The sequence below is a fragment of the Desulfuromonas acetoxidans DSM 684 genome (assembly GCF_000167355.1).
GTDB lineage: Bacteria > Desulfobacterota > Desulfuromonadia > Desulfuromonadales > Desulfuromonadaceae > Desulfuromonas > Desulfuromonas acetoxidans.
Genome location: NZ_AAEW02000019.1, coordinates 1 through 14,346, shown reverse-complemented (window position 1 = coordinate 14,346; position 14,346 = coordinate 1). Strand labels below are relative to the sequence as shown.

The 14,346-nt window shown below is 54.0% G+C and carries 10 protein-coding genes and 1 pseudogene; 4 read left to right on the top strand and 7 right to left on the bottom strand.

Annotation, left to right across the window (positions count from 1 at the left end; all coding sequences use genetic code 11):
- Positions 1 to 4 precede the first annotated feature (4 nt).
- The 3 genes from DACE_RS13795 to DACE_RS13785 all read right to left on the bottom strand — a co-directional run bounded on the left by DACE_RS13795 (position 5) and on the right by DACE_RS13785 (position 3,656).
- Entirely contained in the window at positions 5 to 334 is a 330-nt protein-coding gene (locus DACE_RS13795) for a YajD family HNH nuclease (protein ID WP_006002198.1), read from the bottom strand.
- A 297-nt stretch (positions 335 to 631) separates the two neighbouring features.
- Positions 632 to 1,051 (bottom strand): TraR/DksA family transcriptional regulator, encoded by a 420-nt coding sequence (locus tag DACE_RS13790; protein ID WP_006002197.1) that lies wholly within the window; start codon positions 1,049 to 1,051, stop codon positions 632 to 634.
- A gap of 1,723 nt (positions 1,052 to 2,774) precedes the next feature.
- The gene (locus DACE_RS13785) at positions 2,775 to 3,656 is read right to left on the bottom strand and encodes a LysR family transcriptional regulator (protein WP_006002195.1); all 882 of its coding nucleotides are present in this window, start codon (positions 3,654 to 3,656) and stop codon (positions 2,775 to 2,777) included.
- Between the two features lie 117 nt (positions 3,657 to 3,773).
- Between DACE_RS13785 and DACE_RS13780 the strand changes: the two genes are divergently transcribed.
- A complete protein-coding gene (locus DACE_RS13780) occupies positions 3,774 to 4,988 on the top strand; it encodes an MFS transporter (protein ID WP_006002193.1) in 1,215 nt (404 codons plus the stop codon).
- A gap of 1,173 nt (positions 4,989 to 6,161) precedes the next feature.
- On the opposite strand, the pseudogene DACE_RS13775 reads toward DACE_RS13780, so the two are convergent.
- The 4 genes and pseudogenes from DACE_RS13775 to DACE_RS13760 all read right to left on the bottom strand — a co-directional run bounded on the left by DACE_RS13775 (position 6,162) and on the right by DACE_RS13760 (position 11,580).
- Positions 6,162 to 7,326: pseudogene (locus DACE_RS13775) on the bottom strand (iron-containing alcohol dehydrogenase).
- 45 nt (positions 7,327 to 7,371) lie between these two features.
- Positions 7,372 to 7,587 carry a hypothetical protein gene (locus tag DACE_RS13770; protein ID WP_006002191.1) on the bottom strand — a complete coding sequence of 72 codons (216 nt, stop codon included), beginning with the start codon at positions 7,585 to 7,587 and terminating at the stop codon, positions 7,372 to 7,374.
- A 97-nt stretch (positions 7,588 to 7,684) separates the two neighbouring features.
- Positions 7,685 to 9,160 carry an aldehyde dehydrogenase family protein gene (locus DACE_RS13765; protein WP_006002188.1) on the bottom strand — a complete coding sequence of 492 codons (1,476 nt, stop codon included), beginning with the start codon at positions 9,158 to 9,160 and terminating at the stop codon, positions 7,685 to 7,687.
- A 443-nt stretch (positions 9,161 to 9,603) separates the two neighbouring features.
- Positions 9,604 to 11,580, bottom strand: coding sequence for a sigma-54-dependent Fis family transcriptional regulator (locus DACE_RS13760; RefSeq protein WP_006002186.1), 1,977 nt, complete (start codon positions 11,578 to 11,580; stop codon positions 9,604 to 9,606).
- Between the two features lie 435 nt (positions 11,581 to 12,015).
- On the opposite strand from DACE_RS13760, the gene DACE_RS13755 reads away from it, so the two are divergent.
- The 3 genes from DACE_RS13755 to rimK form a co-directional block, all read left to right on the top strand.
- Positions 12,016 to 13,044, top strand: coding sequence for a succinylglutamate desuccinylase/aspartoacylase family protein (locus DACE_RS13755; protein WP_006002184.1), 1,029 nt, complete (start codon positions 12,016 to 12,018; stop codon positions 13,042 to 13,044).
- A gap of 24 nt (positions 13,045 to 13,068) precedes the next feature.
- Positions 13,069 to 13,542 carry an ATP-dependent zinc protease family protein gene (locus tag DACE_RS13750; RefSeq protein ID WP_006002182.1) on the top strand — a complete coding sequence of 158 codons (474 nt, stop codon included), beginning with the start codon at positions 13,069 to 13,071 and terminating at the stop codon, positions 13,540 to 13,542.
- Positions 13,539 to 14,346: 30S ribosomal protein S6--L-glutamate ligase (gene rimK, locus DACE_RS13745; protein WP_006002180.1), on the top strand; the 808-nt coding region annotated here is incomplete at its 3' end. The genes DACE_RS13750 and rimK, both read left to right, overlap by 4 nt.

Genomic DNA, 14,346 nt, shown 5'->3' with positions numbered 1-14,346 from the left:
CCTCCTAGTCATAATGCTTCAAAGCATCAGCCAGCAAACCACGGCTGTGTTCATCGTCATGACAGTAGACGCACAGGTTTTCCCAGTTACTGCCGTCCGCAGGGTTGTTGTGATGGTTGCCGTCGATGTGGTGCACCGTCAGAAGATGCAAGGTGTCGAGGGTGAATTCGCGTCCGCATTTGGCACAAATCCAGCCATGCAACGCTAAAGAGCGCTCACGGTAATTGCGATTGTCCTGCTGTTGCGCTTTGGCCTGACGCACAAAAGCCTCGCGCTCCTCAGCCGATTTAAGCGGCGTTTTTTTTCGCGATGTAGGACGAAAATGACGGGACATGGCGGAATCTCCTCTTGGTGTGTTGTTCCAAGTATAGAGATTCAGACGCCAAAGAAAAGCATCACACAAAAAAAACAAACCGGCTGAACGTGCCAGTCAAAAAAACGGCGTCGGTATTAACCGACGCCGTTGCAGGCTGTTGACAAATAGGCTCCCCGAGCCCAAGGACGGGCGAGCCAAAAACAAGGAGAGGCTTAACTCCTTGTTTTTGTAAGTGAAGCAAAACCGCGTTTTTGCGAAACGGCCATGACAAAGTCCCTGAATGGACTTTGTCATCAAACTGAAACGGCGTCGGATTTATCCGACGCCGTTAGCAAATGAGCGACTGCGATGTTCGCGAGCTTCCTGCACTTCAACGAGCAGAAAGGCCGCCGGGTAAGCGAGCAACCGGCGCAGGCCGATCTCTTCACCGGTTTCGACACAGTAACCGTAGCTACCCTCTTTGATCCGTAACAGGGCCGCATTAATCTGCGCCAATAGGCGGCTTTTTCGGTCATGGCTGATCAGGGTCATGCGACGTTGATATTCACTGAGACTCTGTTCGACCAACTCGGCAGCGCGGACGTTTTCCTCACGCATTTCGCGGGTGGCGTCATGGGCTTCCTGCTGCAGCTGGGTTCGCCACTGTTTGAGCTGAGATTCAAAATAGTCCAGCTGACGCTGGTTCATATAAGGTTCTTCTTCATGGGGGTGGTAGGAACCGACAACACGCTTCATCAGAAATTCTCCTCATATCGTGGTTGAGACAACATTCTGGCGCTGAAATGGTGCTGATTAAACCTGTGGAGGATAAAGGAGACGTGAGATGTCTGTTATGGTTTGATGTGAGAGTGTGCCAATAAATTTGCCGCTTCGGCGAAGTGGCATCCGTTCATGCGAGTTGGTACGCACCGTTCGGTGCTGCTGAACGGAAGGGCTGAGGTGCTAAACAACATACGAGTGCAGGGTGGGCACCGCCCCACCCGTTACATCGGGGCCACAGAAGAAAGTGAGCACGACATCATCTTGTTATCAACGTTTTACGCAAAAATGGTCAGTGGCAGGATTTGCCGAGCTAAAGGATGTCGGCTGCCGGGACGAAACCCGGCGGTTTTGTCTTTGATCTTGACCTTCAGTGGTCGTCACTCGAAACTGACCGCTCTGGCAAACTTCATCCGTTCTCAATGGTGGTACCCACGTGACGCGGGCTTCCGCGCCCGCACGTCGGCTCCCTTTTGCGTCGACAAAAGGGAGGCAAAATCGACTCCCGTCATTGCACCCTATCGGGTTCCCTCACTTCATTCTCTTACACCGCGATGTCGGCAAAACTCGCTAACGCTCAAACAGGTTGCCGACAACCATCGCGCTGACGTTCATTGCGTTCGGTGCTGCTGAACGGGAGGGCTTGGCTGCTAAATGACACTCTGCCGCGAGGGTGGGCACCGTCCCACCCGTTTGATCAGTGCCACGGAAGGAATAAAGATAGACGTAAGCCTGTTATCAACGTTTTACGCCAAACTTGATGAGTTGCACGATTCGTCGACCTAAAGGGAGGCAAGCCGAATCTGTGAAGCACACCGGAAACAGACGCATTGTCGGTTGATCCAGGTCCAGGAGGTGTTCAAGCTGGCTTTTGCATACTTTTGGGCGGCCAACCAAAAGTATGTCGGCTGCCGGGACGAGACCCGGCGACTTTGACTTTGATCTTCAGTGGTCCGACATTCGGAGCTAATCGCTCCAGCAAACTTCATCCATTCGCGATCCTGGCACGCACGTGACGTGGGCTTCCGCGCCCACACCTCGGGCCACATTTTGCGTCGACAAAAGTGGCGCAAAATCGACTCCCAAGGGGTTGTCATCAATCAGCCTTCACGGTGTTGTTGCGGATCTTTTTCACGTCAGCAGCGTTATCGGTCGTCGCCATAGAACGACTATAGCTCCTCCCTCTGCCTTGCTGACGCAAAAAATCTCACGCAACATCTCTCGTTCATCTGATTAATAACAACCCCAATGCCCCCTTCGAGTTCCCTCCCTCCATCCGCTTACGCCGTGATATCGGCAAAAACTCGCTATCGCTCAAACAGTTTGCCGAAAACCATCACGACGACGCTCCTTGCGTTCGGCGCTGCAGTACGGGAGGGCTTGGGTGCTGAATAACAGACAACCGAAGGGTGGGCACCGTCCCACCCGTTAGATCAGTGCCACACCAGAGATAAAGAAAGAGACAGAATAGTTATCAACGTTTTACGCCAAAGATGATGGTTGCACGATTCGTCGACCTAAAGGGAGGCAAGCCGAATCTGTGAAGCACACCGGAAACAGACGCATTGTCGGTTGATCCAGGTTCAGGAGGTGTTCAAGCTGGCTTTTGCATACTTTTGGGCGGCAAGCCAAAAGTATGTCGGCTGCCGGGACGAGACCCGGCGACCTTGACTTTGACCTTAAACCTCAATCGAAAAACCTAACGATACGACTCAATCCGCTCAAGAAGAAAATCCCGAAACGCCTGATTCGCCTGCGACAGATACCCATCCGACTTCCAGGCAATATGCAGATCCAGCGACAACGGCGGCGCAAACGGAACCGCCGCAACCTGCGGCTCATCCGCCACCACCATGCGCAGCAGGGTCGAAACACCAACCCCTTCGCGGATCAATGACCGCACCAGAGAAAACAGGTTGGTTTCAAACACCACATTGGGGATTTGCGGCAGGTCACGATGCAGCGAATCGATCCATTCACGCAGGTAAAAACCCTGCTTGAACAGGATCAGCGGTTCGCGCCACAACTCGTCCAAAGTGATGCTGTCGCGGCAGGCAAACGGATGCTCCACCGGCACACAGGCGACAATCTCCTCGCGCAGGAAACAGCGCGCTTCCAAACCATCGGGAATGTTGCTGCCGGCAATCACGCCAAGGTCGACATCACCGGACCGGATCAGTTGCTGAATCTCTCCGGCGCCCTGGCCCATTACCGACAAATTCAGGTTGGGATAAGCGGCACGAAAATCACTGATCACCCGTGGGAAATAGTAGGAACTGAGCATCGGCGGGATACCGATACGCACCTCGCCGCGCACCAGCCCCTTGAGTTCGGTCATCTCCCGTTCGGCATCAGACAGATCATCGATAATGCGCCGGGCATGACGCAGAAACACCTCGCCCTCAGCCGTGAGGGTGATATGACGGCCCTGACGGTTAAATAGAGTCAGCTCCAACGCCTCTTCCAGTTTGGCAATGGAGATGCTCACTGCCGGCTGGGCCAGACGCAGCGATTCGGCGGCTCGGGTAAAGTTAAGATGCTCGGCCACTGCGAGAAAGGTTTTGATCTGACGTAGGTCCATAAATTCAATTTATCGTTTCTATTAACTCAATATATTTTACATATATTCGGCCACTGGTTAGTCTGCTGTCAAGAGAGACATGTTGACTCTCTGCGCTACTCTTCACTGAGGTTTTCCATGACACCACCCTGTATTGAACGCGGCACCAGCGACTACCATCGCGCCAATCTGGCGTTGTTCATCGCCGGGTTTGTCACTTTTTCCACCCTGTACACCTTTCAGCCGCTGTTTCCTTTGCTAGTGCGTGAGTTTGCCATCTCTCCGGCCACGGCCAGTCTGACCCTGTCTGTGGCCACCTTTGCCCTGGCGTGGATGCTGCCCATTTCCGGCTCGATCTCCGATAGTTTCGGCCGCAAGAAGCTGATGGGCTGGGCATTGATCCTCACTTCCTTGATTTCGGTGCTGTGTGCGACCAGTACCACCCTGCCCAGTCTGCTGGCGCTGCGATTGCTCCAGGGGATTGTGGTTGCCGGTGTCCCGGCGGTGGCCATGGCCTACCTCAATGACGAGATGTCACCACGCGCCATCGGCGCGGCCATGGGATTGTATATTGCCGGCAACGCCTGCGGCGGCATGACCGGACGCATCCTCACCTCATGGCTGGTCGATCTGTTTGCCTGGCAGGCAACCATTGCTTTGATCGGTTTTTCCGCGGTGGTGATGAGCGTGCTGTTCTGGGTGTTGCTACCGCCATCACGCCACTTTGAGCGCCAACCGTTTCATCTGAAAAAAATCTCTCTGTCACTGATTCACCACTTGCGTGATCCAGGTCTGATCTGCCTGTTTCTGTTGGCGTTTCTGTTTATGGGCAGCTTTGTAACCGTGTACAACTATGTCACCTTTTACCTGCTGGCGCCCCCTTATGATCTGAGCCAGTCCCAGGTGGCACTGATCTTTTTTGCCTATGCTTTCGGCGCCGGCGGCTCCAGTATCATCGGCGGACTTACTGATCGCTATGGTCGCAATCGGCTGATGACGTTGTCCGTTCTTATCATGATCATCGGCATTCTGCTCACTCTGCTGACACCGCTGGCCGCTATTGTCGTCGGTATTGTGGTCCTGACCATCGGCTTTTTCGCCGCCCATGCTCTGGCCTCAGCGTGGGTCGGCAGCCGAGTCCCTGTGGCACGCGCTCAGGCATCGTCACTATATCTGCTCGCGTACTACCTTGGATCGAGTATTTCCGGAACCGGTGGCGGTTATGTGTGGAGTGCCTGGGGATGGCCGGGGATTGTCGGGTTAGTGGCAATTCTGCTGATCGTTGCAGTGGTGACGATTCGGGTGTTGATTGGAATTGAGAAAAGGAACTGTTTCTGTTCGCACAATAGCTAATCTGGCGAACATCATCCGTTCGCAATTCTGGTACGCATGTAACGTGGGCAAAACTCGCTACCGCTCAAACAGGTTGCCGACGACACTCCTTTGCGTTCGGCGCTGCTGAACGGGAGAGCTGGCTGCTAAATAACAAACCTTGGCAGGGTGGGCTCCGTCCCACCCGTTTGATCGGTGCCACACCAGAGATAAAGAAAGACACAGGATCGTTATCAACGTTTTACGCCAGTGCTGATGAATTGCTCGATTCGTCGACCTAAAGGGTGACGAGCCGAACCTGTAACGCATAACGCAAACAGATTCATTGTCGGTGAGTCCAGGTTCAGGAGGTGTTCAAGCTGGCTTTTGCATACTTTTGGGCGGCCAGCCAAAAGTATGTCGGCTGCCGGGACGAAACCCGGCGACCTTGACTTTGACCTTGATCTTCAGTGGTTCGTCATTCGGAACGAATTGCTCTGGCAAACATCTTCCGCTCGCAATGGTGGTACCCACGTGACGCGGGCTTCCGCGCCCGCCCGTCGGCTCCCTTTTGCGTCGACAAAAGGGAGGCAAAATCGACTCCCGTCATTGCACCCTTCGGGTTCCCTCTCTCCATTCTCTTACATCGCGATGTCGGCAAAACTCGCTATCGCTCAAACAGGTTGCCGACGACCATCGCGCTGACGTTCATTGCGTTCGGTGCTGCTGAACGGGAGGGCTTGGCTGCTAAATAACACACTGAAGCAGGGTGGGCACTGCCCACCCGTTTAACTGGTGCCACGAAAGAAATAGAGCGAGACATCATATTGTTATCAACGTTTTACGTCAAAGGTGATGAGTTGCAGAATTTGCCGAGCTAAAGGGAGGCAAACCGAATCTCTGACGTATCACGGAAACAGACCCATTGTCGGTTCATCCAGGTTCAGGAGGTGTTCAAGCTAGCTTTTGCACACTTTTGAGCGGCCAGTCAAAAGTATGTCGGCTGCCGGGACGAAACCCGGCGACCTTGACTTTGATCTTGATCTTTAGTGGTTCGCTTATACGAAACAGACGACTGCAAGGTAGCCAGAACCATCATCCTGACCTTCCTCGACAATGTTGCTATCGCACAAAAAAACGCCACAGGAGGAGAACAGCTCCTGTGGCGCTAAAGTCACGGGGGTAGAGCGTCGGAGAGACTCACGTGACAAAAGGTTACATGGCCGCTTTATAAATATCGACCACTTGCTGCAACGTTGCCTTACGGGGGTTGGTCAACATGCAGGCATCTTTCTGAGCATTATCGGCCATGGTTGCGAGATCTTTTTCCTCAACACCCAGTTCGGTTAATCCGGCCGGAATTCCAACATCGGCAGACAAACGACGGATCGCGCCAATGGCGACCTCGGCGGCTTCGACATCGGACAGACCTTCGATGTTTTCACCCAGAGCCACGGCAATATCGGCAAACCGCTTCACGTTGGAAATGGCGTTGAACTCGCACACCACCGGCAGCAGCACAGCATTGCACACCCCGTGCGGCAGGTTGTAAAAAACCGCCCAACTGATGCGCCATGGCATGGACATAGCCGAGGCTGGCATTGTTAAACGCCATACCGGCCAGGTATTCGGCATAGGCCATCTGGTCGCGCGCCTGCATGTTCTCACCATTGGCAACGGCCGGACGCAGTGATTCGGCGATAATCTCAATGGCTTTGATGGCACAGGCATCGGTGATCGGCGTGGCAATGGTCGACACATAGGCCTCAACCGCATGGGTCAGAGCATCCATGCCGGTGGCGGCGGTGAGTGACGGCGGCATCCCGACCATCAGCACTGGATCATTGATGGCGATATTCGGCGTGCAGCGCCAATCGACAATGGCCATTTTTACATGGGTGTCGGTATTGGTGATGATGCAAAAGCGGGTCATTTCTGAGGCGGTTCCGGCTGTGGTGTTGATGGCCAGAAACGGTGGCATCGGTTTGGTCGATTTGTTGAGTCCTTCAAAATCGCGAATGTTACCGCCACTGCCGATCACCAGGCCAACTCCTTTACCGCAGTCGTGGGCGCTGCCACCGCCCAGGGTGATGATGCCGTCACAGTTGTTTTCATTATAGGCAGCAATGCCGTCAGCAACATTGGTGTCGGTCGGGTTGGGTTCCGCTCCGGCAAAAATGACCGCCTGAAGCCCTGCCTCTTCGACATAGCCTTTGATGGTATCAGCGACACCTAACGCTTTCATACCGGCGTCAGTGACAATAAGAAGTTTCGATGCACCAAGCGCTTTGGCCTGGTCGCCGGTTTCCTTGGCACAACCGACCCCCATCAGGGAAACAGTCGGAATAAAGAAACCGTACGTTTGATCTGCGAATGCCATATCATTTCTCCATGGCTCGTCACTCAGGCAACGGGCCGTCAATGTTTATGAAGATTCTATTTCGTCAGCGATGAATGTATTCAGTCCGGCAATAAAGGCTTCGACATCCTCTACGCCGTACCGTGCCAGCAACTCACTCAACGTCTGAGGATAGGCACCGCCACAGGTAAATGGTTTGACTTTGTTGAGGATGAAATAACGCACGACACGCGAATCAAGATCTAGAATCTCTTCAACCAGAGTCTCTGAGGTAATCGTCATGCTCTCTCCTTGCCGAATTGGTCACGAATCAACCGACGGGGTACAGGGGCTTACCGGTCTCTGCGCCAAAGGTCGCGCAGAGACCGGTGAAACATGATCAATACAAGCCCATTTTCTCTTCGCTCATGCTGATAAAGATGTTTTTCGCCTGGCTGTAGTGCTCAAGCATCATTTTGTGAGTTTCACGACCGATACCGGATTTTTTGTATCCGCCAAACGGGGCATGGGCGGGCAACTGGTTGTAGGTGTTGACCCACATACGACCGGTCTCAACACCGCGAGCGACACGCATGGCGCGGTTGATGTCACGCGTCCACACGGCACCACCGAGACCGAACTCGCTGTCGTTAGCCATATCGATCACTTCCTGTTCATCTTTGAACTTGATGACACACACCACTGGACCGAAGATCTCCTCCTGAGCAATGCGCATGGAGTTATCGACATCAGCAAACAGGGTCGGCGCCATAAAGGAACCGTTACCCAACTCACCATCGGTCAGTCTGACGCCGCCGGTGACCAGTCGCGCTCCCTCCTGTTTACCAACATCGACATAGGAGAGAATCTGGTTGAGTTGCCCTTCATCAATCTGGCAACCCATCATGGTGTCGTCGTTCCAAGGCAGACCAACTTTGACTTTTTCAAATGCGGTGGCCATGTCGGCAACAAATTTGTCGTAGATCGCTTCGTGAACAAAAATCCGTGAGCCGGCGCAGCACACCTGGCCCTGATTGAACAGAATACCGATTTGGGTCCCTTCAATCGCTTTGTCCCACTGGCAGTCGTCAAAATAGATATTGGCCGACTTGCCACCGAGTTCCAACGTGGCCGGAATCAATTTTTTAGCGGCAGCATCGGCAATGTTGTAGCCGATATCCGTTGAGCCGGTGAACGCCAGTTTGGTGAATCCGGGGTGTTCGAGGACAAAGTTGCCGGTGGTGGAGCCTTTGCCGGTGATCACATTGACCACGCCGGGGGGCAGCACCTGATCAAGCAGTTTGGCCAGTTCCAACAGGCTCAGTGAGGTGGTGGACGACGGTTTAATCACCACGCAGTTGCCGGCTGCCAGCGCCGGGGCAATTTTCCATGCCGCCATAAGAAACGGAAAGTTCCAAGGGATGATCTGGGCCACCACGCCGATCGGTTCGCGCAGAATCAGGCTCATGGTGTCCTTGTCGATCATGGTCGCCTGACCTTCCTGGGTGCGGATGGCCGAGGCAAAGTAGCGGAAGTGGTCGCTGGCCAACGGTACATCAACATTGCGTGTTTCGCGAATCGGTTTGCCGTTATCAAGGGTTTCCACCATAGCCAGTTTTTCGGCATTGGCATCAATCAGATCGGCGATTTTCAGCAGATAACCAGCACGCTCCTGAGCACTGACATCTTTCCACGCATCATAAGCGCCCCAGGCAGCATCCACGGCAGCATCGACATCCTCTTTGGTGGCATTGGCACAGGTCGACAGCAGCGAACCATCCGCCGGGCAGTGCGCTTCAAAGGTTTGGCCGTCACTGGCATCCACCCATTGGCCGTTGATGTACAATTTGTACTGGGAATCAAGTTGGGTTTTCATACACTCTCTCCTTTGATAAAAAATGAGTGCGTGAGAGGCGTTGTCAATCAGATGAGGACGGCACCTTTGAGGGCTTTTCGTAGCAGCACAGGAAAACATCATAGGCGTCTATAACAACGACGGATAATGCGACAAAGACGAAAAAGCACCAAAACCGGACCAGAACCACAAACTGAAAACAGTCGCCTAACACGCGGGCATGAGAAGCCTTATAGCAACCGATATGCCAGCCACTGCTGTTAACGCCACACAGTCGTGTGACTATTTGTCTAAAAGTTTGTTTTCAGGAGGAAAAGTGTATACGGAAAAATCAACAAGAGATGATTTGAGGGATGGGCTACGGGCTACGGCAACTGTTCCGTCAAAAGGACAAACGCCCCCCGTTTGAAACACATGTCACACAAATAGGACACTGCTGGAAATCGCACCACTCATCAGAGATATTAATCGAAGCGATAGTCTCTGGAGATGTTGTAGTGATGCATTTTGCGGTAGATGGTGTTGCGCGATACGGCCATCTCCCGGGCAATCAGACTGATATTCCCTTGATAGCGCTGGAGCAGATCAACCAGCAGGCGCCGCTCCTGCTCGCCAACCACCTGTTTCAGTGTGGCGGCATCCTGCGTTGTGACAACACTGTCGGGCAGGGCACGGCCAACGGGCGTTTCGCAACAGATCTCACGCGGGAGATGGGCGCAGTGCAACGTTTCCTCTTCAACGGTATGGATCATCCGCTCGACAACGTTTTCCAGCTCGCGGACGTTCCCCGGCCAACCGTAATGCAGCAAGGCCGTAACCACCGCCTCATCAACATGGGGACGGGCCTGATGAAGACGCAGGCTGATTTTTTTGAGCAGAAACCTAAACAGCAGCTCAACATCACGCCCCCGCTCGCGCAATGGTGGGACATCAATGCGCGTGACATTGAGCCGATAGTAAAGATCCTGGCGGAAATGCCCTTTGCTCACGGCATCGAGCAAGTTCTTGTTGGTCGCGCAGATGACCCGCACATCCACTGGAATGGCCCGTTCGCTGCCGAGCCGGGTCACGTGTTTATCCTGAAGTACGCGTAGCAATGTGGCCTGTTGATCCAGCGGCATGTCACCAATCTCGTCCAACAGCAGCGTTCCACCCGAAGCCATCTCGAATTTTCCCGGACGTCCCTTGGGGCTGGCGCCGGTAAACGCCCCGGAGGTATAGCCGAACAGTTCACTGGCGATCAGGTCGCGCGGCAGCGCAGCGCAGTTCACCGCCAGAAAGGGTCCGTTGCGGCGCATGCTGTGATTGTGAATGGCCTGAGCCAAGAGCTCCTTGCCGGTTCCACTTTCACCGAGGATCAGCACGTGGCTTAGATTATCAGCGGCCTTGCGTGCCATGTTAATAGCAGCCTTAACGCTGTCGTGTTCCCCGATGATGTCTGAGAAATGGAACGTCGCCTGAGCACCACCAAAACGATTCACCAGCTTTTTCATTTTGCGGATCGGGTTGAAAAACACCACCGCCCCGGATTGATCGCTATTGTCATCTTTAAGCGGTTTCACCGTCAATAATGCTTCAACCGGCTCGGTTTCAGTATGCAGAACCACATCGAGGTCTTTACAGGAGTGGGTTGAACTGATGAGATCAGGACTATCGGCTGCTGTGATAATGCGGTTGAGTTTTTCACCGCTCAGCTCTTTGCCAAACACCTTACGTGCGACAGGGTTCACCTGGATCACCCGGCCATCAGCATCGATGACCAGAGCTCCGTCGGACATGGTCTGAAACAGATGGCTGAGCTGCGCATTGGCCAGAACAAGCTCATTGTTGCGTTGCCAGACACTCAACTGCTTGCGGATTGCTTCCGCTGAAGCGACAACCATGCCCAGCGTATGCGGATGGGTTTTTTCACAGGGGCCGGACATCTGCAAAACACCACTGATATCACCACACTCGTCATAAAGCGGGGCTGCTGAACAGGTCCAGCTATGCAGTTTCTGACAATAGTGCTCACAACCTGAGACCTGAACCGGTCGCCCGATGGCCAACGCGGTCCCGATGCCGTTGGTGCCTCCGGCAAATTCGACCCAGCAGGCACCCTGAATCAAGTTGACCTGAGCGGCGGCCTTGAAGGTCTCCGGATCGCCCAAGGCTTCGAGAATATACCCTTCCCGATTGGCCAGAAACACGATAAACCCGGACCCTTTGACAAACTCATAAAGCTGCTTCATAAAATGGCGCACCAATGAGATGTAGAGCTTCTGGCTGCCGAGCAATGCGCTGATCTGTCCGGGTGTCAGCAATTGATGACTGACACCATCGTAGGGATCAACATCCATCTCACGACAACGTTGCCAGGAATGTCGGATTTCGGCTTTATCGACGGCACTGTCGAGTTTTCCGGTTTCAATAAATTGTTGCCATACCTGTGCATGCGTCATCACAAAAATCCCCTCCCGCCAGGAAATAGAAAACGTCCCATCCGAAGCACTTTAACGAAACACGTCGACAAGACGATGCCTTGCGCACAAAATCAGGGATTTAATTGCGCGCGCATCCATGGGCTCAACAGTCTGTTTTCACCACCCTGACAGACAAAAAATTCCATGTGACAGTTCTACACCCTGATGACTAATCCTGTAAAGTGGCGCTGAATGAGCCGTTGGAATGGCGATCTGTCCAGTTTCGGTTACACTGTTAGTATGTGTTTACCGACCCATTGGATTCCGTCAGATTTCCAGTCCTGTCAATATGAACGATAAAAAGTGAAGCTCTCTGTTATTACAGGAGAAAATACGCTTGCATTTTCGCATTATGGGTGTATTCTCCCCTGCCGCTTGTGCACAACGTAATGGTGTGCCCTCATGGGGGGAAACATGATGACTGAGACAACATCCTCAACAATTGAAATTGCCGGTGAAATGATCAAGCCCGGAGAAATCCGCCTGATCTCCCTGCCGTTGCCACGCCTGTATGATCGCACCGAACTGGCCATGCCTGTTCATGTGTTTCGCGGCCGCCGTCCCGGCCCGGTACTATTTGTCAGCGCGGCCATTCACGGTGACGAGATCAACGGGGTGGAGATTGTCCGCCGACTGATCAACCTCAAGTTGCTCAAATCGCTGCGCGGCACCCTGATTGCGATTCCACTGGTGAACGTGTATGGCTTTCTCAACCGGTCCCGTTATCTGCCGGATCGGCGCGACCTCAATCGCTCGTTTCCCGGTTCCGAGGAGGGTTCGCTGGCATCACGGGTGGCCCATCGCTTTCTTGAGCAGATCGTCAGCCAGTGTACGCACGGCATCGATCTACACAGCGGTTCCAACCATCGCAACAACCTGCCGCAGATCCGTTGCGAATGGGAAAATGACGCCGAGCTGGCATTTGCCCGCGCCTTTGGAGCGCCGCTCATCGTTCACTCGCGATTGCGTGATAATTCACTGCGCCAGGCCGTGCATGAGATGGGCGTACCGATCCTAGTCTATGAAGCCGGCGAAGCATTGCGCTTTGACGAACCTTCGATCCGTTTCGGGGTACGGGGGATTGTTTCAGTGATGCGCCATCTGCACATGCTGCCGGCACGACCCAGAGCACCAAAGGGGGAATCGCTGATCTCGCGGCGAACATTCTGGGTCCGGGCACCGATCAGTGGCTTACTGCGCCGCACCTGCGAACTGGGCGATCTGGTCAGTGATGGCGACAAACTGGGCTATATTGAGAATCCACTGAACAATAAACGCACGCCGGTGATTGCCCAGCACCGGGGCGTGGTTATGGGGTTACAGAACTTACCCCTCGTGTACCAGGGTGATGCCCTGTTTCATCTGGCCGCCCCCGATGGCGACGAAGATCAGATTGTTGACTCCATAGAGGCATTCCAGTCTCTGGTGGAAGATTTTTATTAACCCGTGTTTTAAGAAGGAGCGACCATGGAAACACAATCGGTCGTTGGATGGCGCGAATGGCTGTGCCTGCCTCAATTGAATATACCGTGGATCAAAGCCAAAATCGACACCGGTGCCCGCACCTCGGCATTGCATACCTGTTTTGTTGAAGAGTTTACCCGCGACAATCAGCACTGGGTTCGATTTCGTCTTCACCCCCTACAAGGTGCCACCATACCCGAGCTGACCTGTGAAGCCGTAGTCAAGGACCGTCGGACCGTGACCGACTCTGGTGGCCATCGTGAACAACGCTATGTCATCGAAACCCTGGCTCGCCTCGGTGACGAGGAATGGCCGATTGAAATGACGTTGACCAATCGCGAAACCATGCGGTTCCGTATGCTGTTGGGCCGAACCGCGATGGATCGGCTGCTGGTCGATCCGAGTCGATCCTATTGTTTTGACCGCCCCGATAAAGAGACCCTGAACTCTGTCTATCCCCAGGGAGATGTAAAATGAAAATTTGTATTTTGTCGCGTAACCCCGCCCTTTACTCTACCAGCAAACTGGTCGAAGCCTGTAAACAACGTGGCCATGACGTAGAAGTGATTGATCCATTGCTGTGCTACATGGTGATCGCTTCGCATCACCCGACCATCCACTACAAGGGCCGCGAGCTGACCGATTTTGACGCGGTCATCCCGCGCATTGGCGCATCCATCACCTTTTACGGTACTGCGGTTGTCCGCCAATTTGAGATGATGGGCGTGTTCTGCATCAACGAGTCGGTGGCCATCAGCCGCTCGCGAGACAAACTGCGCTCGTTGCAGTTGCTGGCCCGCAAAGGGATCGGCCTGCCCGTCACCGGATTTGCCCACTCCACCAAATTTACCGGAGACCTGATCTCCCAGGTGGGCGGCGCTCCGCTGGTGGTTAAACTACTCGAAGGCACTCAGGGCGTCGGTGTGGTTTTGGCTGAAACCCAAAACGCGGCGGAAAGCGTTATCGAAGCGTTCCGCGGCCTTAAGCAAAATATCCTGGTGCAGGAATTCGTCAAAGAAGCCAACTCCTGTGACATCCGCTGCTTTGTTGTCGGCGAGAGAGTGGTTGCTGCCATGATGCGCAAAGGCCGGGCTGGTGACTTCCGCTCCAACCTGCACCGTGGTGGCAGTGTGCTGACCGTTAAGCTGACCCCGGAAGAGCGCTCCACCGCCGTGCGCGCCGCCAAAATTATGGGCCTCAATGTTGCCGGTGTCGACATCCTGCGTTCCAACCACGGTCCGGTGGTGATGGAGGTTAACTCTTCACCTGGTCTGGAAGGGA